The following is a 21635-nucleotide window of genomic DNA, read 5'->3' as shown; positions in this document are numbered from 1 at the left end:
ACGATGGCCTACGAAGCAGCTGCTGAACGCTATTCGGAGATGCAATACCGCTTTTGCGGCAAGTCTGGACTCAAGCTGCCGGCGCTCTCGCTCGGCCTGTGGCACAACTTCGGCGACACCACGCCGATTTCGACGCAGCGTGACATCCTGCGCACGGCCTTCGACCTCGGCATCACGCACTTCGACCTGGCAAACAACTACGGCCCGCCGTACGGCAGCGCCGAAACCAATTTCGGCCGCATTTTCAAGGACGATTTCCGCCCGTACCGCGACGAGCTGCTGATCTCGTCGAAGGCTGGCTGGGACATGTGGCCGGGTCCGTACGGCCAGGGCGGCGGCTCGCGCAAGTACGTGCTCGCGAGCCTCGACCAGAGCCTGCAGCGCATGGGCCTCGATTACGTCGACATCTTCTATTCGCATCGTTTCGACGTGGAAACGCCGCTCGAAGAAACCGCCGGCGCGCTCGCCACGGCCGTGCAGCAGGGCAAGGCGCTCTATGTGGGCATCTCGTCGTATTCGGCGCAGAAGACGCGTGAAATGGCGAAGCTGCTGGCCGAATACAAGGTGCCGCTGCTGATCCATCAGCCCTCGTACAACCTGCTCAACCGCTGGATCGAGCACGACCTGCTCGACACGCTCGAAGACATCGGCACCGGCAGCATCGCGTTCACGCCGCTCGCGCAGGGCCTGCTCACGAACAAGTATCTGAACGGCGTGCCGGAAGACGCGCGCGTGAACCGTCCGGGCGGCGGCTCGCTCAAGAGCGAGCACCTGAGCGGGCAGAACATCGAGCACGTGCGCAAGCTCAACGATCTCGCGCAGCGCCGTGGCCAGAGCCTCGCGCAGATGGCGATCGCGTGGACGCTGCGCGGCGGCCGCGTGACCTCGGCGCTGATCGGCGCGAGCCGCGCGGAGCAGGTGCGCGAGAACGTCGCCGCACTGAAGAACCTCGAATTCTCGGCGGAGGAACTGGCCGAGATCGATCGCTACGCGACCGAAGGCGGCGTGAATCTGTGGGAAAAGCCGTCGACCGATCAGCACATCTGATCGTGCGCGCCTGCTTCGCGGGCGCTTGACGCAGCACCCTCGCGCCTCGCTTTCTGCGAGGCGTTTTTTATTCGGCACCGGTGATGTCACGCGAGCGCTGTAATGCGCGGTGACGAGGCTTGCGGCGCTGAAGGCCGCGCGTCCTGGGACTGTCATGGAGCGCTGCTAACGTCGCGGCAGTCTTTGCACTGAGGATTGCCGATGGAGTCGACGAGCGCCGTGCGCACCCTGGGCGAGTTGCCTGCTGCGCCGCCTGCTGTTCAACGCGATGTACCACCTGGTGTACCGCCCGCCGTCAAGCCTTCCACCGCGCCGCGCGCGTCCGCCCGGACGGCCACGCGGCGTGCGCCCGATCTGCGCGCCAACGCCGCGCTCATCGCCGCCGCCACGCTCGCGCTCGCGTATCAACTGTTCGGTTTGCCGCTGCTGCTGCGCGCGGCGGGCGGGCCGTCCTTCGCGCTGATGGCGACGCTCGTGCCGGTCGTGCTCGCCACGCCGATCCACTGGGGCTTGATTCACGAAGGCATCCACGGGCAATTGCTGCGCTCGCGGCGCGCCAACGAGATCGTCGCGCGGCTGCTGGCGATCGGCATGGCGATGCCGTTCGACGCCGTGCGTTTCGGACACCTGATGCATCACCGCTTCACGCGCGAGGCCTTCGATCGTCCCGATGTCGACGATGCGCGCGGCCCGCGCTGGCTGCGCCGCCTCGCGTGGTACGTGCGGCTGCTCGGCGGGCTGTATGTGGGCGAACTGCTCGTGCCGCTGCTCGCGTTCGTGCCGGTGCGTCTCGCGCACGCGCTGGTCGCGCGCGGCGTGGGCACGCCCGGAGAAAGCGCGAGCGCCGAGGACGTGCAGGTGCAGCGTCTCTTCGTGAATCACGCGACCGATCCGCAGAAGCGTCGTCGCGCGCGGCGCGACTGGCTCGGTTCGCTGGCGCTGTATGCGTGCGCGTTCGCGCTGTACGGGAAGGCGTGGCCGGTGCTCGTGGCAGCGATGTTCGCGCGCGGCCTGTGGCTCTCGCTCGCCGATAACCTGCCGCATTACGGCGTCGCGCTCGACGAGCCGGGGCGCTCGCGCGACTTTCGGGTGCCGCGCGTGATCGGCGTGTTGCTGATGAACCATCATCTGCATCGGCAACATCATCTGCATCCGACGCTGCCGTGGGTTGCGCTGCCGGTGCTCGCTAACGCCGAATATGCCGATGTCGACGATCACGGCGACGCCGCGCGCGCGCAGACGCGCGAGCCGTACTGGCGCGCGGCGCTGCGTCAGCTCAAGGGATTGCAGCCGGGAGTCGGTGCGGGCGGTGCGCGCTGAAAACGCGCGGCGCGCGCGTCATCGGCACGCACGCGAAGGCGCGGCGCAATGCACCTGAGCGCGCCTGAACGCACTCAAGCGCACTCAAGCGTACTCAAGCGTACTCAAGCGCCATCAGGCACGCTCAACAAGCACGCGAAACACGCGGAACCCCCAAAAGCCCGCGCGTCCCGCACCGCCTGGATCGCTGCGATGCGCTACATCAGCACAGGCAGCGTTTCGACCAGCGCGACCGCGACCATTGCGCCGATCAGCGCGCCGATCACGCGCAAGGTGTTGTGCCGGAATTCGGTCGCGCAGGGCAAGGCGCCGAGAAAGAGCGCGCCGGCGAGGGCCATCGGGATGATCATCACGAAATCGCCGATCGTGAAATATCCTTGCATGCTCGTCTCCTTTTTTCGTGGGGCGGCAGGGCGCGGCGCGTTCAATCGAGGTTTCTTCTATCGCACGGTGTGCGGCGCTGCGGCTGCGGGCCTGAATCGAGTATAGGTGAGGCTTGCAAACCGGACGCCTCGCGAGCGAGCCGCGTGTGCGCCGCCGCACAGCCGCGCAGGCCCGCGTGGCGGGACTTGGCGGCGTCGCGGCCCACGCCGTGCGGCGCGTGCACGCAGCGCCTTCAGGTTACGAACAGCTTTCGAATCGATGCGGGGTGCTTCAAATACCGCTTAAAACGCCACCGAGGCGCCACCTGAAACGCCGCATTTGAGCGATCACGCCGCTCCGTCGCGTTCCCGTGCGCGCAGCACGCACGCCAGCGCCAGACCTGCCACGAGCAGCACGGCGACCAGACTCGCGACGCCGCCCCAGCCCCAGCCGGCCCAGAAGTGGCCGCCCACCGAACCCATGATGCTCGAACCCAGGTAATAGGCGAGCAAGTAGAGTGCCGCGGCCTGGCCCTTCGCTTCGCGCGCGAGGCGGCCGACCCAGCCGCTCGCCACTGCGTGGCCCGCGAAGAAGCCGATCGTCAGGCATGCGATGCCCGCGGCGATGGCGTACAGCGGCGTGAACATCGTCAGCACGACGCCCGCGAGCATCAGCGCGAGGCTCGCGATCAGCACACGTCCGCGTCCGAAGGTGTCGGCCATGCGGCCCGACCACGGCGAGGCCACCACGCCGGTCAGATAGACGAGAAAGATTGCGCCGATGGCCGCCTGGCTCATGCTGTACGGCGGCGCGATCAGCCGGTAGCCGATGTAGTTGTAGAGCGTGACGAAGCTGCCCATCAGCACGAAACCCATCACGAACAGCACGGGCAGGCCGGGCCGTCCGAAGTGGCGCATGAGCGCCGCGCGGTGATGCGAGAAGCCGAGCCCGCGCTTGGGCACGAAATGGCGCGACGGCGGCAGCAGCGAGCGGAACGCGAACATCGAGCAGAGCCCCAGCACGCCGATCACGGCCACGGCCACGCGCCAGCCGAACAGGTCGGTGCAGATGCCGGTGATCACACGTCCGGCCATGCCGCCGATGGCGGTGCCGCCCACATAGAGGCCCATCGAGAGGCCGAGGCCCTCCGGGTGCATTTCCTCGGCGAGCCAGGCCATCGCGACCGCGGGCACGCCGCCGAGCGCGATGCCTTCGAGCGTGCGCAGCACGAGCAGCGTCTGCCAGTGGGGCACGAACGCGACGGCGAGCGTCAGCAGCGACGAGGCCGTCAGCGAGGCCGTCATCATGGTGCGTCGGCTCCAGCCTTCGGAGAAGAAGCCCGCGACGAAGATCGCGCCCGCGAGCGCGGCCGTGGAAAACGACAGCGAGAGGCTGCTTTGCGCCGGGCTCACGCCGAAGGTCTGCGAAAACGCGGGCAGCAGCGGCTGCACGCAGTAGAGCAGCGAGAACGTGGCGTAGCCCGCGAACAGCAGCGCGAGGCTCGCGCGCCAGAAGGCGGGCGTGCCGCGCTCGATATAGGGAAGGGTCGCGCTGGGAGAAGCGGCGGAGGCGCTGCTGGGCGCGGTCTTGCGGTCGGCGCCCGGTGATGCGGTCACGACTGGAACTCCTGCGGAAAATGGCAAAGGCGCAACGATACGCCTGTTGCACGATCCGTGCCGCGCCGATTTGCAGTGCGCGGCGCGCGGCGCGCGGTGCGCTTTGCGAAAGCGTCAGTCGTGCGAAACAGCGGGCGGGGCGGCGTTCGTCGTTGCGTGCGCCGTTGCGTCTGTCGTTGCGTGGGCAACCGAAGCGGACGCGGGCGTTGCGCCATCGACCGAAGCCAGCGCCACCGCGTTCCAGCCGCCGCCCAGCGCTTTCACGAGCGCGACGCTCGCCGCGAGCCGCCGACGCGCGATCGTCACCGCCTCGCGCTCGTTCGAGAGTGCCGTGGTTTGCGCCACCACCACATCGAGATACGTGATCGCGCCGTTCTTGTAGCGATCCTCGACGATTGCGAGCGTGCGCTTCGCGGCATCCACGGCGCGGTCCTGCGCCACCGCTTCCTGTTCGAGCACGCGCAGCGCCGCGAGGTTGTCCTCGACCTGGCCGAACGCGTCGAGCACGGTTTGCCGATACTGCGCGACGCTGGCGTCGTACTGCGCGCGCGCCTCGTTGCGCACCGCCTCGCGTCCGCCGAAGTCGAGCAGCGTGCCCGCGAGCGCCGGGCCGAGCGACCAGAAGCGCGCGGGCGCGACGAGCCACTGGCTGTAGTTGGTCGCCTCCAGGCCGCCTGTGACCGCGAGCATCAGGCTCGGGAAGAACGCGGCCGTGGCCACGCCCACCTGCGCGTTGGCGGCGGCCACGCGGCGCTCGGCGGCGGCGATGTCGGGGCGGCGCTCCAGCAGCGTCGACGGCACGCCAGGCGGCGACGCGAACGGCTGCGCCGACAGCGGCGCGCCGGGCAGCGCGGCGAGCGTGAACGTGGAAGGCGGCTGCCCGACGAGAATCGCGATGGCGTGTTCGAGCTGCGCGCGCTGCACGCCGAGATCGATCGCCTGCGCTTCGGTGGTCTGCAACTGCGTCTGCGCCTGGCCGACGTCGGCGTCGGTGGCGATGCCGCCGTCGTAGCGATGCTGCGTGAGCGCGAGCGACTCGCGATAGGCAGCGAGCGTGTCGTCAAGCAGGCGGCGCTCGCGGTCGATGCCTCGTAGTTCGAAGTAATCGGTTGCGAGTTCGGCCTGCATCGAGAGCAGCACGGCCTGCATGTCGGCGGCGCTCGCCTGCGCGTTGGCGCGCGCGCTTTCGACGCTGCGCGCCACGCGTCCCCAGACGTCGGGTTCCCAGGTGGCGTCGAGGCCCACGCTGTAGTCGTTGATCGTGCGCCCGGCCTTCGAGGTGTAGGCGAGGTTTTCCGAAGTGCGCGTGCGCGAAAAACCGGCGCCGGCCGTCACGACCGGAAAGAAGCTGGAGCGCTGCTGCGCGACGTTCGCGCGCGCCGCGCGAAAGCGCGCCTGCGCGGCCTGCACGTTCTGATTGGCTTCGCCGACGCGCGTTTCCAGCGCGTCGAGCTGGGCGTCGCCGTAAATCTGCCACCACGCGCCGCGCGACGCGGCGTCGGCGGGCTGGGCGGGCGTCCAGCCGGTGTTGTCGAGTTCTGTGGCGTCGACTTCCTTATACGTAGCAGCAACGTCCGCCGTCGGGCGCACGTAGTCGGGGCCGACCTTGCAGCCCGCGACGAGCGCGCTCAGCGGAACCATCCACGCGGCCATGGACGCGGCGCGCGCCGCGAGATTGAACACGCGCCGCGTCATGATCCTTCCGCCTCCGAACCGGCGGGTTGGGCTGGCTTGGTGTTCGCCTTCGGCGCGACGATCCGCACGGGCGTCCCGTCGACGATCGAATCCTGCGGATTGACGATCACGCGCGCCTGCGCATCGAGCCCGTCGGCGACCGCCACGCGCGTGCCGAAGTCGGTGCCGAGCGTGACTTTCACGAGCTTCACGCGCGCGTTCGCGTCGACGGTCGCGACCATCACGCCGTGCGGGCGGAACAGAAACGCGTTGCCGGGCAGCGTGAGCGGCGTCGCCTCGCCGTCGAGCGCGAAATGCACCTGCGCGTAGGCGCCGGGCAGCAGCGCGCCGCTGGCATTGTTCACGTCGACTTCGACGAGCATCGTGCGCTGCTGCGGATCGACCGCGCCCGCCGTGCGCGCGATCACGCCCGGATAGCGCGCGCCCTGCGTTTCGTTGAGCGTCAGATACGCGTGCGCGCCGGGCTTGATCTGCTGTGCGTAGGCTTGCGGCACGTTTGCGTAGACGCGCAGCCGGTCGGCCTGCGCCACGTGAAAAAGCTCCTTCTGCGGACCGCCCGAACTGCCCGCGTCGATCAGCGCGCCGACGTCCACGTTGCGCGCCGTGACGATGCCGTCGAACGGCGACGTCACGCGCTGATACGACTGCAACTGCGTGAGCCGCGACACGTTGAAACGCGCCGCATCGAGCGTGGCTTTCTTCGCGAGCATGTCGCCGACTTTCTCGTCGGTTTCCTGCTTCGAGACCGAGCGGTTTTGCAGCATCTGCGTCCAGCGGTCGGCCGTGGTTTTCGCGAGCGCGTAGTTCGCTTCGGCGTTCGCGAGATCGGCGCGCGCGGCGCGCAATTGATCGTCGACTTCGGGCGCGTCGATTTCCGCGAGCAGCTGGCCCGCCTTCACGTGTGCGCCGATATCGGCGGTCCACTTGCGCAGATAGCCGTTGGTGCGCGCGTAGATCGGCGTGTCGAGAAAGGCCTGCACGTTGCCGGGCAGCACGAGGTCGAGCGCGTGCGCCGAACGCTGCGGCGAGACCACCTGCACGCTGAGCACGCTGGCCCGTTGCGCGTCTTTTTCGAGCGCCGCGTGCGCGCTATGTCGCGACCAGATGCCTTGCGCCGCGAGCGCGATCACGACGAGCACCGCAAGCGCGAACGGCCAGCGCCGCGCGCGGCGAGTTTCGCCAGGTTCGCGGGAATCGGGAGGCGGCGCTTCAGCGTGCATGGTCGATCCGCGTGAAAGAGAGAAGGGATGAGGTCATCATGGTTTCGGTACGACGTGTTCGATGGCGCGTTGGCGACGTGCGCCGAGCTGGCGATAGACGAGCGAAAACACCACGGGCACGAACACCAGCGTGGCGAGCGTGCCCACGAGCAGGCCGCCGATCACGGCGCGTCCGAGCGGCGCGTTCTGCTCGCCGCCTTCGCCGAGCCCGAGCGCCATCGGCACCATGCCGATCACCATCGCGAGCGCGGTCATCAGCACGGGACGAAAGCGCGTGTAGCCCGCTTCGATGGCGGCGCGCGCGGCGTCGCCATGCTCGCGCAACTGTTCGCGCGCGAAGCTGATGACGAGAATCGAGTTCGCCGTGGCGATGCCGATGCACATGATCGCGCCCGTGAGCGCGGGAATGGACAGCGTGGTGTGCGTGAGGAACAGCATCCAGACGATGCCCGCGAGCGCGCCCGGCAGCGCCGTGATGATGATGAACGGATCGAGCCACGACTGGAAATTCACCACGATCAGCAGATAGACGAGCACGATCGCGAACACGAGTCCGCCGAATAGTCCGGAGAACGAATCGTTCATCGTCTGCACCTGGCCGCGCAGCACGATGGCCGATCCCTTGGGCAGATCGGCGCGCGCGTCGTCGATGATCTTGCGGATGTCGTCGGAGACCGCGCCGAGATCGCGGCCGTCGGCGCTGCCGTAAATGTCGATCGCGGTCTGCGCGTTGTAGTGCGAGACCACGGCCTCGCCGGACTCGCGCCGCATGCTCGCGAGCGCGCCGAGAATATTGCTGCGGCCGTTCGCGGTGAGCGGAATGTTGGCGAGCGACTGTAGCGAATCGATCGTGTATTGCGGCGCTTCCGTGACCACGTTGTAGCTCACGCCGTTCATCGGATTGAGCCAGAACGTGGGCGTGGTCTGCTGGCTGCCCGAGAGCGTGATGAGCAGATCGCTCGCCACGTCCTTCTGCGTGAAGCCCGCCTGTTGCGCGCGCGTGCGGTCCACGTCGATGAAGATGCGCGGCAGGTCGGCGGGCTGCTGGATGCGCGCATCGGCGAGACCGGGCACGCTGCGCAGTTTCGCGAGCAGGCGCGCGGCGAAGGCGCGGTTGGCCGTGGCGTCGCGGCCCGTGATCTGCACGTCGATCGGCGCGGGCATGCCGAAGTTCAGCGTCTGGCTCACGATATCGGCGGGCAGAAACGCGAACTGCACGCCGGGGAATTCGTCGTTGAGCGCGCGGCGCAGTTCGCGCACGTAGTCGGCGGTCGGGCGATGGTCTTCGTTCAGCGAGATCAGCACGTCGGCGTCCGAGGTGCCGATGGTGCCCGTGTTGCTGTACGAGAGATTGATGCCCGACACCGGCAGCCCGATGTTGTCGATGATCGAATGCAGCTCGCGCGGCGGAATCAGTGCGCGAATGCGCGCGTCGACGCGATCGGTGAGCACCGCGGTTTCCTCCACGCGCATGCCGGTCTTCGCGCGCAGATGCAGCGCGATGGTGCCCGCGTCGACTTGCGGAAAGAAGTCGCGGCCGAGAAACGGCATCAGCAGCAGCGAGGCGCCGCAGCAGACGAGAAAGAGCGTGACGAAGCTCACCGGACGCGCGACGCGCGCCGCAAGAAACGCGCGATAGTGCACGCGCGTGCGCTCGAAGCCGCGCTCGAACGCGAGGTGCACGCGCATGAACGGATTGCGCGTGCCTTCGCGATGAAAGTCCTCGCTCTTGTGATGCTGGCGCAGCAGGTATTTCGCGAGCGTCGGCACCAGCGTGCGCGAGAAGAAATACGAGGCGAGCATCGCGAATACCACGGCTTCCGCGAGCGGAATGAACAGATAGTGCGCGACGCCCGTGAGCAGGAACATCGGCACGAACACGATGCAGATCGAGAGCGTCGACACCAGCGTGGGAATCGCGATCTGATGCGCGCCGTCGAGAATCGCCTGTTCGAGCGTCTTGCCCTGTTCGAGCTGCTGGCTGATGTTTTCGATCGCGACCGTGGCGTCGTCCACGAGAATGCCGACCGCGAGCGCGAGGCCGCCGAGCGTCATGATGTTGATGGTTTCGCCGAGCGCCGCGAGCGCGATGATCGAGGTGATCATCGAGAGCGGAATCGACACGGCGATGATCAGCGTCGCGCGCCAGTTGCCGAGAAACAGCAGGATCATCAGCGCGGTGAGCGCGGCGGCGATCAGCGCCTCGCGCAGCACGCCCGTAATCGAGGCGCGCACGAACAGCGACTGGTCCGCGACCGGATCGATGTTCAGCGACGGCGGCACGAGGTTGCGCAGCTGCGGCATCATCGCCTTGATACGGTCGACGATATCGAGCGTCGACGTGTTGCCGCTCTTGTTGATCGTGAGCAGCGCGGCGCGCTGGCCGTCCACGCGCACGATGTTGGTCTGCGGCACGAAGCCGTCGCGCACGTGCGCCACGTCGCGCAGATAAATCGTGCCGTTCGCCGTGGTTTTCACGGGAATGTCATTGAGACCGGCGAGGGTATCGGGACTCGCATTCATCAGCACCGAATACTCGGTCGCGCCGATCTTCGCGGTGCCCGACGGCAGGATCAGGTTCTGCGTGCTGATCGCGCTGACCACGTCCATCGGCGAGAGATTGTGCTGCTGCAATTCGCGCTGGTCGATGTCGACCATGATCTGCCGCTGCTTGCCGCCATACGGCAGCGGCGCGCTCGCGCCGGGCACGGTGGCGAGCTGGGTCTTCAGGAAGTTGTTGCCGTAGTCGAACAGCTCCTGCTCGGTGAGCTGCGCGGAAGACAGCGAGAGCCGCAGGATCGGCACGGTCGAGGCGTTGTAGCGCAGGATCGACGGCGGCGTGATGCCGGGCGGCAGCTGGCGCAATTGCGTCTGCGAGAGCGCGGTCACTTCGGCGAGCGCTTCCTGCACGTTCGCGTGCGGCTGGAAGAAGATCTTCACGACCGCGATGCCGTTGAGCGAAGTCGATTCGGTGTGCTCGATGTCGTTGACGGCCACCGAGAGACCGCGCTCGTAGTTGAGTGCGATGCGCCGCGACATCTCGTCGGCGGGCAGGCCCGTGTAGGTCCAGATGACCGAGAGCACGGGGATGTCGATATTCGGGAAGATGTCCGTGGGCGTGCGCACGATCGTCAGAGGTCCGACGATCAGCAGCAGCAATGCGAGCACGACGAACGTATACGGGCGCTTGAGTGCGAGCCGGACGATCCACATGGAACGGCGATTCCTTCGCTCTGGGGCGATGCGCCGCGCCGTGGCGTTTCGGGCGGCGGATGTTTATCCGATTGATCCGATCGCTATCGGGGTGCTCGGTGGCGGCTCGCCGGGCGGCGCGCCGTTTGTCTCCTTGGGACTGGACTATAGCGCCTGAGCGCGCCCGTGTGCAGGGGTTGCTTCATTCGTGCGCGTCGCCGACGGCCGCGCGATGGCGCGCAACGCCGTGCCGGAAAGGCGAAAAGACAGGCGCGGATTCACCATCTGGTACAGTCAGCGTTTCGTAAGTGGCGCGGATTGATGAATGATTCGCGCTCGATTGGCGCCTGATTCACGCGCGAATCGTGCTGGATCGACGTGTCGGATCGATGCGTTGGCGACGCAACGGCCGTTCGCGCGGCGCGCGCTGGATTGGCCGAACAGCGCCATGGAATGCGCTGTATTCGACGCTGCACGAACACGCGCGGCGTGCGAAAGTAGTGCGAAATGACCAGCATGCCTGTCTTTGACGGGCTTCGCCATTGTTCGGCCCCCCTATTTTTTTGCTTTGCGGGCGTGCCCAAACAGGCAACAATGGGGAAACCGGTGGGTGCAAGCGGGCCGCCGGAGCAGGTTGGATGCATGCGCAACCTGGTGGTGTGCGCAGCGGTTTTTGTCAGTACACTGACCGGCTTTTCCTGCGAGAAAGCCGGCAATGGGAACGGGGAAACATCATGCAAATCGGTTCTATCGTCCGCACCGTCCATATCGCCGTGCCTAACGGGGCACGCGGCATCGTGCAACGTATTCTCGGCGACATGGCCATGGTCACGTGGTACACCGGCGAGCCCGGCGCGTCGAAAGAGCTCAATACCGAGCCCTTTTTTCTCGAAGACCTGATCGACACGGGCGAGCACGTCATGCCCGCCGGCGCGAAGGTGCATTGAGCCTCGCGGGGCGGCTTGCGCCTGCCTGCGCCTGCTCGCGTCCGCTCTCCACGCTGTTCACGCCGTCCACGCTGCACACGTCCTTCCTCGAAGCGGGGCTCGTCCCCGCTGCCTGCCTGAGCGCCCGGTTTAACGTTTGACTGCGAGGCTGCGCGCCGCACACGGCGCGCGCGGCCACGGCAATCCGGGTCGGCTTGCGATCCGCTTTCGGCGCGCGTCAAATCCCGCGTTTGCGGCTCGCCGCCGCGCCCCGCACGATGCACAATGCGGGGATGAACGACGATACCTCCTTCCCCTCCGACGACCCGCAATCGGCAGAATCGGCACACGCCGGCGCGCAGCCCGCGCCGTACGCGCGCCTGACGCCCGAGTGCGTGCTCGACGCCGTCGACAGCGTGCTGATGCCCGCGGGCGAGCGTACCGATGGCCGCATGCTCGCGCTCAACAGCTACGAAAACCGCGTCTATCAGGTCGGCGTCGAGGACGTGCAGCCGCTGGTGGCGAAGTTCTATCGGCCCGAGCGCTGGAGCGACGAAGCGATTCTCGAAGAACACGCCTTCGTGGCCGACCTCGCCGCGCGCGAGATTCCGGCCGTGCCCGCGCGCGTGCTGGAGGGCCGTTCGCTGCATGAATTCGAGGGTTTCCGCTTCGCGCTGTTCGAGCGGCGCGGTGGCCGCGCGCCCGAACTCGACCGCAGCGACGTGCTCGAATGGATCGGCCGATTCATCGGACGGATTCACGCCGTGGGCGCGACGCAGCCGTATCGCGCGCGGCCGTCGATCGACATTCAAAGCTATGGCTACGAGCCGCGCGACTGGCTGATCGAGCACGACTTCGTGCCCGCCGACGTGCGCAGTGCGTGGCAGACCGCGATCGGACTCGCGCTCGAAGGCGTCGAGGCGGCGTTCGAGCGCGCGGGCGACGTGCGCCAGTTGCGTCTGCATGGCGACTGCCATCCGAGCAACGTGCTCTGGACCGACGCGGGTCCGCATTTCGTCGACTTCGACGACAGCCGCATGGGTCCCGCCGTGCAGGATCTCTGGCTGCTGCTGCCCGGCGACCGCGAAGGCGCGTCGCGCGCGCTCGCCGATCTGCTCGCGGGCTACGAAGATTTCAGCGAGTTCGATCCGCGCGAGCTGCATCTGATCGAAGCGCTGCGCACGCTGCGTCTGATTCACTATTCGGCGTGGCTCGCGCGCCGCTGGCACGATCCCGCGTTCCCGGCTGCGTTTCCGTGGTTCAACACGCAGCGCTACTGGGAGGAGCGCATTCTCGAATTGCGCGAGCAGATCGGCGCGATGCAGGAAGGGCCGCTCTGGCCGGTTTGAAGCTCGCGGTTAATCCGCGCCGGGATTGGATATCGCATCGGGCGGCGCATCGGGCATCGTTCCGGGTATGGATGCCGGTTTCGATGCGGGCTTCACGATCAACTGCGCGCGCAGGTCGCGCGCCATCGTTTCGAAGGCCGGGCGCATCTGCGTGAAGTCGTCGGCGCTACAGACGTCGCTCGCGAAATGCGTGCGCCCGGTGCGCGTCACGCGCAGCACGTTCGCCTGCGCGTCGAGCCGATACTGCGAGCGGTAATCGACGAACGCGTTGCCCGTCTGTTGCGGCGACGGCACGTCGAGCACGCGCAGGCTCGCGGGCAGCGCGATGCGCGCGCGCTCGGTCACCTCCACGTTGCGGCACACGAACGGCTGCGTGCGGCGCGTTTCGCCGAGCCAGTAGCGCAGATTCGCGTCGAGCCCGCCCACGAGGCTCGTGAGCGTCGGCACCGGCGTGGTCATCTGCGGATCGACGAAACTGTCGAGCGTGCCCGTCAGCGTGACGACGAGCGGCCCGCCTGTGGCGTCGAGCGGACTCGACGCGAGCGTGGCGCTGCCGCGCAGATTCGCGTTGCGCAATTCCCATTGCAGCGATTCCTCGCGTTGCGCGGGCGTTTGCAGACGTAGCACGCTGCGCGTCTGCTCGGCGGCCCAGCCTTCCGATTGCAGCCGATAAACGAAGCGCGCCGAGCCGTCGGGCGCGACGGTGATGTCGAGATCGCTGTCGCGCTGGGTGATGGCGGTGGCGGGCGTGCTCATCAGCGTGCCGTCGCCGGCCAGCACGGTCTGACGGTTCATGTCGGTCGACGGCAGATAGCCGAACTCGACGTTGCTCGCGGTGGAGTCGGCGAACATCTGCAAATCGGGCAGCCACGTGATGACGTGATTGATCACGCCGAAGCCGGGCACGGCGGGCAGCGTGTAGATCGTGCCGCTGTTGAGCAGCGCGGGCGTGTTGCGCACGCCCACGGCGTCGAGCAGCGCGCCGTAGAGCGCGACGTGATCCTTGCAGTCGCCGTAGCGGTTCGCGAGCACCTCGCTCACGCGGTGCGGCACGATCTCGCCGCGGCCGATGTTCATCGCCACGTAGCGGATATTGCGGCGCACCCAGTCGTAGAGCGTCTGTGCTTTCGCGCGCTCGGAGGTGTCGCGCGCGGTGAGCGTCTGCGCGAGCTGCACCACAGCGGGGTCGCGCGCGCTCGCGTCGATGGCGGCCTCGCGATAGACGCGCGCGAACGCCGCGTAGTCGGGGAAGGTGGAGACCATCAGCCGGTCGCCGTAGCTTACGTAGGAAACCGAACCATATTCGAGGCGGCCGAAACTGCTCTTGTCGTAGCGGAATTCGTAGCGCGTGCGGCCGTGCGCGGTCACTGGTTGGATCGACGTGAAGCCGCGTGCGTCGGCGTAAAGCGGCACGCTGGCGGGCAGGTCGTAGATCACACGGAAATGGTGCGTGGGCGCCATGTCGGGCGGCGTGAAGTCGCTGAACCAGCCGGGCACGAGCGGCACGCGCTGGGTCTTGCGCCACGTGAGATGCACGCGCGCGCCGGGCTCGACGGCGGGGAACACGATCACCTTGTCCTGCACGTCCTGGAACATCGGCGCGTCGAACGAACGCACTTCCTGGACGTCGCGGATCTGGTCGGGACGCACGTCGTGGCGGCCGCCCCGGGCGTCCTCGGTCCACGCTTCGAGAATCTCGACGTGCGCCATCTCGCGGTTGAACCACACGTAATACTGGCCCGCGCGCGCGATGCCCGCCTCGGTGTTCACGCGCAGCGTGAGCGTGTCGGTCTTGGTGTACGAGCCGTCGGCGTTGATGACGAAGGTCTGGGTTTCCGCCTCGTTGGTGTAGGGCGCCTGGCTCGCCGAACCGGATGTCGAAGCCGGAGCCGAAACCGGCGCGCCGGCCGTCGCGAGAACGGCGCTCGCGCCCGCTTCGAACGGCGCGCGCAATTCGGCCGCGCGCGTGCCGCCAGGCGCCGCGAGCAGGGCAAGGCAAATAACGAGGACGTAGCGCATGGCGGCCTTCTCGGGGGCTTCGCTGCGGTTGAGGGGGATTGCCTGCTTGTGCTTGTCGGTTGTGCTTGTCTGGTGCCCTTGCTGGTCTCTTCTTTGCCGCCCTGGCGTGTTTGCGCGCCACCCCTCACTTAAAAGTCATGCTATTCGCTTGTCAAGCGGCGCCCCCGCACAAGCGAGCGGATGGCCGCACGGCGGGTTTCGTCGCGGGCCGGCTTTCGAATATGTAATAATAACTATTCTCATTTGTAAGCTTGGCTGCGGCGCATGGCGCGGCGCCGTGTCTGGAGTTTTGCCGTGAATGCCCGTCTCGACGATGCCGCGATCGAATCGCCTCCCGTCCGTTCCGCTGTCAACGCGTCTGCCCAACCTTCAGCCCAACCGTCCGCGCAACCGCTGAACGCCGCCGATCTGGCCGCGCGTCGCCAGCGTTCGCGCCGCGCGACCTTCATCAAATGGCTGCGCAAGGTGCACGGCTGGGTGGGCCTGTGGGGTGCAGTGTTGGGCCTGCTGTTCGGCGTAACCGGTTTCCTGCTGAACCATCGCGCCGGGCCGATGAAGATCTCGTCGGGCGCGCAGCAGGTCAAGGAGATGCAGGTGGCGCTGCCCGAGGAACGGCCGCAGTCGCCCGAGGCGCTCGCGCACTGGCTGCAGCGCGAGCTCGCGTTCGACGGCAAGCCCGGCAAGATCCGCCGCGAGAAGGCGCATCCGGTCGCGTGGGGCGATCGCAGCGTGGTGCAGCCCGAATCGTGGCAATTCGCGCTGATGGGGCCGCGCCAGAGCCTCGCCGTCGAGTACTGGGTGGGCAACACCACGGTCTCGGTGCGGCGCACGCAGAGCGCCTTCTTCGCCACGCTCAACAATCTGCATCGCGGCGTGGGCATGGGGATCGGCTGGGTGCTGCTGATGGACACCATCGCGGGCAGCCTGATCCTGCTCTCGCTGACCGGCGTGCTGCTGTGGACCGAACTGAACAAGCGCCGCACGATCGGCGTGGTGTTGGTCGCCGGTTCGGTGGCCGCCGCGTTCGCCGTCGGGTTGCTTTGACGCCACGGATCGCTAACGATTAACCCTGAGCCGCGCGGCGTCGACGCGGCTCGAATCACCCTCGGCCCGCGCTCGCAGGGCCGCAGTCAAGCGCTTTTGTTCGCTCTCCTGTCCTCCGTCATGGGCCTGTTCGGCCCATATGCATTTCTGTCTCATATTGCCAACACTCGCGCTGGGCACTAACGTTCGGGCGTGCCGAACTTTCGGCATGTAAGCGCTTCGTGCGTGCACGCAGGAAAACCATCGCTACGGGGACCCATTCAGCGATTGCCGGCCGCCTTCGAGGCGGCGCAGGCACGTGTGCGCACGACATGACGGACATAGCTTCCCAAGGAGACCGACCAATGAGCAGCGTTGCGGATTCGACGCGCGGCACCGCACCCGCACCCTTCTTCTCTAAGGAGGCCACCATTGCACCGCCCGGCTTTTCACGCTGGATGGTGCCGCCCGCCGCGCTTGCGGTGCATCTGTGCATCGGGCAGGCGTACGCCTTTTCGGTGTTCAACTCGCCGCTGACGAAGGTGATCGGCGTGACGCAGTCGTCGCCGGACGACTGGACGCTCACCTCGCTCGGCTGGATCTTCTCGCTCGCGATCGTGTTCCTCGGCCTGTCCGCCGCGTTCGGCGGCAAGTGGCTCGAACGCGTCGGCCCGCGCCGCACGATGTTCACGGCGGCCTGCTGCTTCGGCGGCGGCTTCCTCGTCTCGGCGCTCGGCGTCTATCTGCATCAGATCGTGCTGCTGTATCTCGGCTATGGCGTGATCGGCGGCATCGGGCTGGGCCTCGGCTACGTCTCGCCGGTTTCGACGCTGATCCGCTGGTTCCCGGACCGCCGCGGCATGGCGACCGGCCTCGCGATCATGGGCTTCGGCGGCGGCGCGATGATCGCCGCACCGCTCTCCGTGATGCTGATGAAGCACTTTTCGAGCGACACGAGCGTGGGCGTCGCGCAGACCTTCGTGGTGCTGGGCATCGCCTATTTCATTTCGATGACGATCGGCTCGATCGCGATCCGCGTGCCCGCGCCGGGCTGGCAGCCCGCAGGCTGGACGCCGCCCGCGACGAGCGGCAAGCTGGTTTCGCGCTCGCACGTGCATATCGACCAGGCGCTCAAGACGCCGCAGTTCTACCTGATCTGGCTGGTGCTGTTCCTGAACGTGACGGCCGGCATCGGCATTCTCGGCCAGGCGTCGGTGATGATCCAGGAAAGCTTCAAGGACACCGTGACGGCGGGCGCCGCAGCGGGCTTCGTCGGCCTGCTCTCGCTTTTCAACATGGGCGGACGTTTCGTCTGGGCCTCGGCGTCGGACTGGGTCGGCCGCAAGAACACGTACTTCATCTTCTTCGTGTTCGGCGCGGTGCTCTACTACGCGGTGCCGCAGTTCGCGCAGAGCGGCAACATCGTGTTCTTCGTGCTCGCGTACTGCCTGATCCTCTCGATGTACGGCGGCGGCTTCTCGACCGTGCCCGCGTATCTCGCGGACATGTTCGGCACGGCTTTCGTCGGCGGCATTCACGGCCGTCTGCTGACCGCATGGGCGGCGGCGGGCGTGGCGGGTCCGGTGCTCGTGAACTACGTGCGCGCCTACCAGGTGGCGCATGGCGTGGCGAAGGCCGATGCCTACACGATGACCGTGCACATCATGGCTTCGCTGCTGGTGGTGGGTTTCCTCTGCAACCTGCTGGTGCGCCGCGTCGACGAGAAGCATCACATGAGCGACGCGCAACTCGCGGCCGCCGGTAAATAAGGAGTCGACCATCATGACGAACGCAACCGTGCAAACCGCGAAGTCCTCGAACAAGGCGCTGATGGCCGTGTTCTGGCTCTACGTGCTGGTGCCGCTCGTGTGGGGCGTGACCAACACGCTCGCGCAGGCGATGAAGCTGTTCGGCTAAAGCGCCGATCGCGACATAAGCGCGACACGACAACGATGACAAGCGCCCGCCAAGGGCGCGAAATCCGCAGCACCCTACGGGCCGCCGGCGCAAGCCAGCGGCCCGTTTTTCATGCGCGCGTGCGCCTCACACGTGACACGATCCCGCGCTGGCGGCCTGCTCGCGCGCGGCCTTCGCGCCTTCCACCTGGAGGATCGTCGGCAGCGAGACACCGTTCTTCGCAGCCGTCACTTCCGCGAGAATCGACACGGCGATCTCCGGCGGCGTGCGGCTGCCGATATAGATGCCCACCGGCCCGTGCAGCCGCGCGAGTTCCGCGTCGCTGAGATCGAATTCCTTGAGCCGCTCGCGCCGCGCCGCGTTGTTGCGCCGCGAGCCCAGCGCGCCCACGTAGAACGCGGGCGTCTTGAGCGCTTCCATCAGCGCGAGGTCGTCGAGCTTCGGGTCGTGCGTGAGCGCGATCACGGCGCAGCGTTCGTCGAGCTTCATGTCGAGCACGGTGTCGTCGGGCATGGTGCGCACGAGCGTCGTGCCGGGCACGTCCCAGACGTCGGTGTATTCCTCGCGCGGGTCGCACACGGTCACCTGATAGTCGAGCCCAACCCCGATCTGGCAGAGATAGCGCGAGAGCTGCCCCGCGCCGATCACGAGCATGCGGTAGCGCGGGCCGTGAATGGTGAGCAGACGGCGTTCGTCGAAATCGATGCCGTCGGTGGCGCTCGCGGGACCGAGCGTGGCTTGGCCGCTCGCGATGTCGAGCGTGCGCGCGACGAGTTCGCCGCGCTCCACCGCGTCGAGCAGCGTGCGGATGCCGGACGCCGCGCTGAGCGGTTCGAGCACGAGCTGGATCGTGCCGCCGCAGGGCAGGCCGAAGCGGTGCGCCTCTTCGGCGCTGATGCCGTATTTCACGGTTTCGGGCTTCGTGATGTGGACGCCTTCGCGGCGCACGCGGTCGATCAGATCGTCCTCGATGCAGCCGCCGGAGACCGAGCCGGCCACGAGGCCGTCGTCGCGCACGACGAGCATCGCGCCTTCGGGACGCGGCGACGAGCCCCACGTCTTCACCACCGTCACCAGCAAGGCGCGGTGGCCTTCGTCCAGCCAGCGAACGCTGGATTTCAGGACTTCGAGATCCACGCTGTCCATGATCGTTTCCTCTTTTGCGTTTCCTCGCCGCTCGCCGATGGGTCGTCGGCGCTTGCGGCTTCCGTATTCGTGTTCGCCGCCTCGCCGGGCGCGGCGCTTTCGTTGGCTTGCGCGTTCGCATCGCCACTCGCATTGCCTCCGAGCTGCTCGCCGAAGCGCTTGAAGAACTCGGCGGCGATCTTGCGCGCGGCGCCGTCGACGAGCCGCGAGCCGATCTGCGCGAGCTTGCCGCCGACCTGCGCGCTGGCGGTGTAGCTGAGCGTGGTGGCGTCGTCGCCGGCGGGTTCGAGCGTCACGCGCGCGTCGCCCTTGCCGAAGCCCGCTGCGCCGCCCTGGCCTTCGAACTGGATCGTATAGCTGCGCGGCGCGTCGATATCGGCGAGCTGCATGCGGCCTTTGAAGCGCGCCTTCACCGGCCCGACGGCGGCGGTCAGCGCGACAGCATACGCGTTTTCTCCGTCGGCCTCGATGCTCTCGCAGCCCGGAATGCACGCCTTCAGGATGGCCGTGTCGTTGAGCGCTTCCCACGCGCGCTGCTGCGGCACCGGCAGCGAGTGGGTTTCGGTCAGCTCCATCGTGTGGCTCCTTGATGTGGGGCGCGCGGCGGCGGCGCCTCGCGCAGGCTGCGCCCGAGCGCGTCGAGGCAGTCGAGGTTGTGGACCGGATAGTGCGCGTCGACGTGCGGCAGCATCGCCTGCACGCCGCGCGCTTTCGGTGCGAAATCGCGGTAACGCAGCAGCGGATTGAGCCAGATGATGCGATGCGCGAAGCGGTGCAGGCGCGCCATTTCGTCGTCGAGCGCGGCGGTGGCGTCGTGGTCGAGACCGTCGGTGACCATCAGCACCGTGGCGCGGCCGCCGAGCATGCGGCGCGCCCAGCGCCGGTTGAATTCCGCGAGCGTCGCGCCGATGCGCGTGCCGCCCGACCAGTCGGCGACCTGCGCGGCGAGTTGCGCGAGCGCGATATCGGGATCGCGTTCGCGCAGCGCGCGCGTGGCGTAAGTGAGGCGCGTGCCGAACAGGAACACCTGCAGGCGTTCGCGCGACTGCAGCAGCGCGTGGCAGAAGTAGAGCACGGCGCGCGAGTAGGCGCTCATCGACCCGGAGATGTCGAGCAGCAGCACGAGCGGCAGCTTGCGCTCGACGGGCGCGCGGTATTTCCACGCGGTCCAGTCGCCGCCCGAGCGCACGGCGTGGCGCGCGCTCGCGCGCAGATCGGCGTGCGTGCCGCGCGACGAAGTTTTGAGTCGCCGCGTGCGCCCGGTCGCGAGCGGCAGGCGGCGCGCGCGGATCAGATGGCGCAGCGTGCGCCATTCGTCGGCGGTGAGCGTGTCGAAGTCGCGATGACGCAGCCGCTCCTCGGCGCTGAACGTGGCGTGCGCGCGCAGTTCGTGCTGCTCGTGCGTTGTGGGCGGCGGCGTGCCCGCGCGCGCGGCGGGCCGTGCCGCGAGCGCATCGGCGAGACGGTTGTTGCGGCGTGGCGGCGGCAGGCCGCCGCGCACCTTCGGCAGCAGCAGCGCGCGCAGCTTGCCTTCCCAGTCGGGATCGCGCCAGAACAGCGCGAACGCGGCGTCGAACAACTCGCGCTCGTCGGGCGCGGCGGTTAGCAGGGCGGCCAGCGCCGCGCGCACGTCGTCGCGGCGCGCGAGGTCGATGAAGGTGAGCGCCTCGATCGCCTCGGCGGCGCGCGCGCCGGACATCGGCAAGCCCGCGCCGCGCAGCACGCGCACGAAGTGCACGACGTTGCGCGCGAGCATGGGCGGGCCGTCGTGGACGTCCGACGCTTGAGAAGCCGCAGCGAAGACGGGCGGGCGCGGCATCGGCATTACTCCGCGAGCGCGAGCGTCTCGGCGATCCGCTGCGCGTCGAGCCGCGCGAGATCGTCCTGATACTTGAGCAGCACGCCGAGCGTGTCCTGCACCGATTGCGGATCGAGTTCGGTCACGGACAGCGCGTGCAGCGCGCGGCACCAGTCGATGGTTTCGGCGATGCCCGGCGCCTTGAACAGATCCATCGTGCGCAACTGATGCACGAAGGCGACGGCGCGGCGTTGCAGATCGGCCGAGGTCTCGCTCGCGCGCGCCGCGACGATCGCGAGTTCGCGCGCGCGCTCGGGATAGCCGAGCCATTGATAGAGGCAGCGCCGCTTGAGCGCGTCATGCACCTCGCGCGTGCGGTTCGACGTGATGACGACGAGCGGCGGCACGCTCGCGCGCACCGTGCCGTATTCGGGGATCGATACCTGGAAGTCCGAAAGAAGCTCCAGCAGGAAGGCTTCGAACGGTTCGTCGGCGCGGTCGATTTCGTCGATCAGCAGCACGCGGCGCGCGCCGGGATGATGCGGATCGGCCTGGAGCGCCTGTAGCAGCGGGCGCTTGAGCAGGAATTCGTCGCGATAGAGCGTGTCGCTGCGCGGCGTTTCGCCCGCGGCTTCGGCGAGGCGCAGCGCCATGATCTGACGCGGATAGTCCCATTCGTAGAGCGCGCTCGCGGTGTCGAGACCTTCGTAGCATTGCAGGCGCAGCAGCGTCGTGCCCGAGAGCGCGGCGGCGGCTTTCGCCAGCTCGGTCTTGCCCACGCCCGGCTCGCCTTCGAGAAAGAGCGGGCGCTGCATCTTGAGCGCGAGAAAGAGCGCCGTGGCCAGTTCGCGGCTCGCGAAATAGCCCTGCGCTTCGAGTTGCGCGAGCGTGTCGTCGATGGTGGCGGGGAGCATGGCGGGCCTTTGACTGCGCGTGCGATTTCCGTGATGGCGACGAAACACCCGCGTCCGCTCGCGCACGACTTCGCGCGAACGGACGCCGAT

The 21635-nt window shown here is 67.7% G+C and carries 17 protein-coding genes; 7 read left to right on the top strand and 10 right to left on the bottom strand.

Features of this window, described 5'->3' with window-relative positions; all coding sequences use genetic code 11:
- The first annotated feature begins 3 nt into the window (after positions 1-3).
- Both mgrA and U4Y88_RS19275 read left to right on the top strand, forming a co-directional pair.
- A complete protein-coding gene (mgrA, locus tag U4Y88_RS19280; protein WP_224012395.1) occupies positions 4-1047 on the top strand; it encodes an L-glyceraldehyde 3-phosphate reductase in 1044 nt (347 codons plus the stop codon).
- Between the two features lie 201 nt (positions 1048-1248).
- Complete coding sequence (locus U4Y88_RS19275) at positions 1249-2367, top strand: fatty acid desaturase family protein (protein ID WP_321785687.1); 1119 nt, start codon at positions 1249-1251, stop codon at positions 2365-2367.
- Positions 2368-2564: 197 nt separating this feature from the next.
- On the opposite strand, the gene U4Y88_RS19270 is transcribed toward U4Y88_RS19275, so the two are convergent.
- The 5 genes from U4Y88_RS19270 to U4Y88_RS19250 all read right to left on the bottom strand — a co-directional run bounded on the left by U4Y88_RS19270 (position 2565) and on the right by U4Y88_RS19250 (position 10474).
- Positions 2565-2750, bottom strand: coding sequence for a hypothetical protein (locus U4Y88_RS19270; RefSeq protein WP_224012397.1), 186 nt, complete (start codon positions 2748-2750; stop codon positions 2565-2567).
- Positions 2751-3077: 327 nt separating this feature from the next.
- Complete coding sequence (locus U4Y88_RS19265; protein ID WP_321785685.1) at positions 3078-4346, bottom strand: MFS transporter; 1269 nt, start codon at positions 4344-4346, stop codon at positions 3078-3080.
- A 114-nt stretch (positions 4347-4460) separates the two neighbouring features.
- Complete coding sequence (locus tag U4Y88_RS19260; RefSeq protein WP_415774464.1) at positions 4461-6041, bottom strand: efflux transporter outer membrane subunit; 1581 nt, start codon at positions 6039-6041, stop codon at positions 4461-4463.
- The gene (locus U4Y88_RS19255) at positions 6038-7261 is read right to left on the bottom strand and encodes an efflux RND transporter periplasmic adaptor subunit (protein ID WP_224012399.1); all 1224 of its coding nucleotides are present in this window, start codon (positions 7259-7261) and stop codon (positions 6038-6040) included. Before U4Y88_RS19255 ends, U4Y88_RS19260 begins: the two co-directional genes overlap by 4 nt.
- A 36-nt stretch (positions 7262-7297) precedes the next feature.
- On the bottom strand, positions 7298-10474 hold the full coding sequence (locus U4Y88_RS19250; RefSeq protein ID WP_321785684.1) for an efflux RND transporter permease subunit: 3177 nt from the start codon (positions 10472-10474) through the stop codon (positions 7298-7300).
- A gap of 713 nt (positions 10475-11187) precedes the next feature.
- On the opposite strand from U4Y88_RS19250, the gene U4Y88_RS19245 reads away from it, so the two are divergent.
- Together U4Y88_RS19245 and U4Y88_RS19240 are read left to right on the top strand one after the other, a co-directional pair.
- A complete protein-coding gene (locus U4Y88_RS19245) occupies positions 11188-11400 on the top strand; it encodes a hypothetical protein (RefSeq protein WP_205994888.1) in 213 nt (70 codons plus the stop codon).
- Between the two features lie 272 nt (positions 11401-11672).
- Complete coding sequence (locus tag U4Y88_RS19240) at positions 11673-12728, top strand: serine/threonine protein kinase (RefSeq protein WP_415774463.1); 1056 nt, start codon at positions 11673-11675, stop codon at positions 12726-12728.
- Between the two features lie 9 nt (positions 12729-12737).
- On the opposite strand, the gene U4Y88_RS19235 is transcribed toward U4Y88_RS19240, so the two are convergent.
- Positions 12738-14747, bottom strand: a complete 2010-nt coding sequence (locus U4Y88_RS19235) for a DUF3857 and transglutaminase domain-containing protein (RefSeq protein WP_321785680.1) — start codon at positions 14745-14747, stop codon at positions 12738-12740.
- A 321-nt stretch (positions 14748-15068) separates the two neighbouring features.
- Here U4Y88_RS19235 and U4Y88_RS19230 point away from each other — a divergent pair, with 321 nt between their 5' ends.
- From U4Y88_RS19230 to U4Y88_RS19220, 3 genes are all read left to right on the top strand, one after another.
- A complete protein-coding gene (locus U4Y88_RS19230) occupies positions 15069-15791 on the top strand; it encodes a PepSY-associated TM helix domain-containing protein (RefSeq protein ID WP_415774472.1) in 723 nt (240 codons plus the stop codon).
- A 344-nt stretch (positions 15792-16135) separates the two neighbouring features.
- Complete coding sequence (locus U4Y88_RS19225; protein ID WP_224012402.1) at positions 16136-17539, top strand: OFA family MFS transporter; 1404 nt, start codon at positions 16136-16138, stop codon at positions 17537-17539.
- Positions 17540-17552: 13 nt separating this feature from the next.
- Complete coding sequence (locus tag U4Y88_RS19220) at positions 17553-17687, top strand: MFS transporter small subunit (RefSeq protein ID WP_224012403.1); 135 nt, start codon at positions 17553-17555, stop codon at positions 17685-17687.
- Between the two features lie 126 nt (positions 17688-17813).
- Here the strand turns inward: U4Y88_RS19220 and U4Y88_RS19215 are convergent, their stop codons facing one another.
- The 4 genes from U4Y88_RS19215 to U4Y88_RS19200 are packed head-to-tail and all read right to left on the bottom strand — an operon-like array spanning position 17814 to position 21545.
- The gene (locus U4Y88_RS19215) at positions 17814-18833 is read right to left on the bottom strand and encodes an XdhC family protein (RefSeq protein WP_321785678.1); all 1020 of its coding nucleotides are present in this window, start codon (positions 18831-18833) and stop codon (positions 17814-17816) included.
- Positions 18806-19408, bottom strand: coding sequence for a carbon monoxide dehydrogenase subunit G (locus U4Y88_RS19210; RefSeq protein ID WP_321785676.1), 603 nt, complete (start codon positions 19406-19408; stop codon positions 18806-18808). The genes U4Y88_RS19215 and U4Y88_RS19210 overlap by 28 nt, the downstream gene beginning before the upstream one ends.
- Positions 19399-20652: a VWA domain-containing protein gene (locus U4Y88_RS19205; RefSeq protein ID WP_321785674.1), complete on the bottom strand. Its 1254-nt coding sequence runs from the start codon at positions 20650-20652 to the stop codon at positions 19399-19401. The genes U4Y88_RS19210 and U4Y88_RS19205 overlap by 10 nt, the downstream gene beginning before the upstream one ends.
- A 5-nt stretch (positions 20653-20657) precedes the next feature.
- Positions 20658-21545, bottom strand: a complete 888-nt coding sequence (locus U4Y88_RS19200; protein WP_321785672.1) for a MoxR family ATPase — start codon at positions 21543-21545, stop codon at positions 20658-20660.
- Positions 21546-21635: the final 90 nt, after the last annotated feature.

This window comes from Paraburkholderia sp. J94 (assembly GCF_905220285.1).
Classification (GTDB): Bacteria; Pseudomonadota; Gammaproteobacteria; order Burkholderiales; family Burkholderiaceae; genus Paraburkholderia; species Paraburkholderia tropica_A.
The sequence above is the reverse complement of the archived record's forward strand: the minus strand, read 5'-3'. Positions and strand labels throughout refer to the sequence as shown.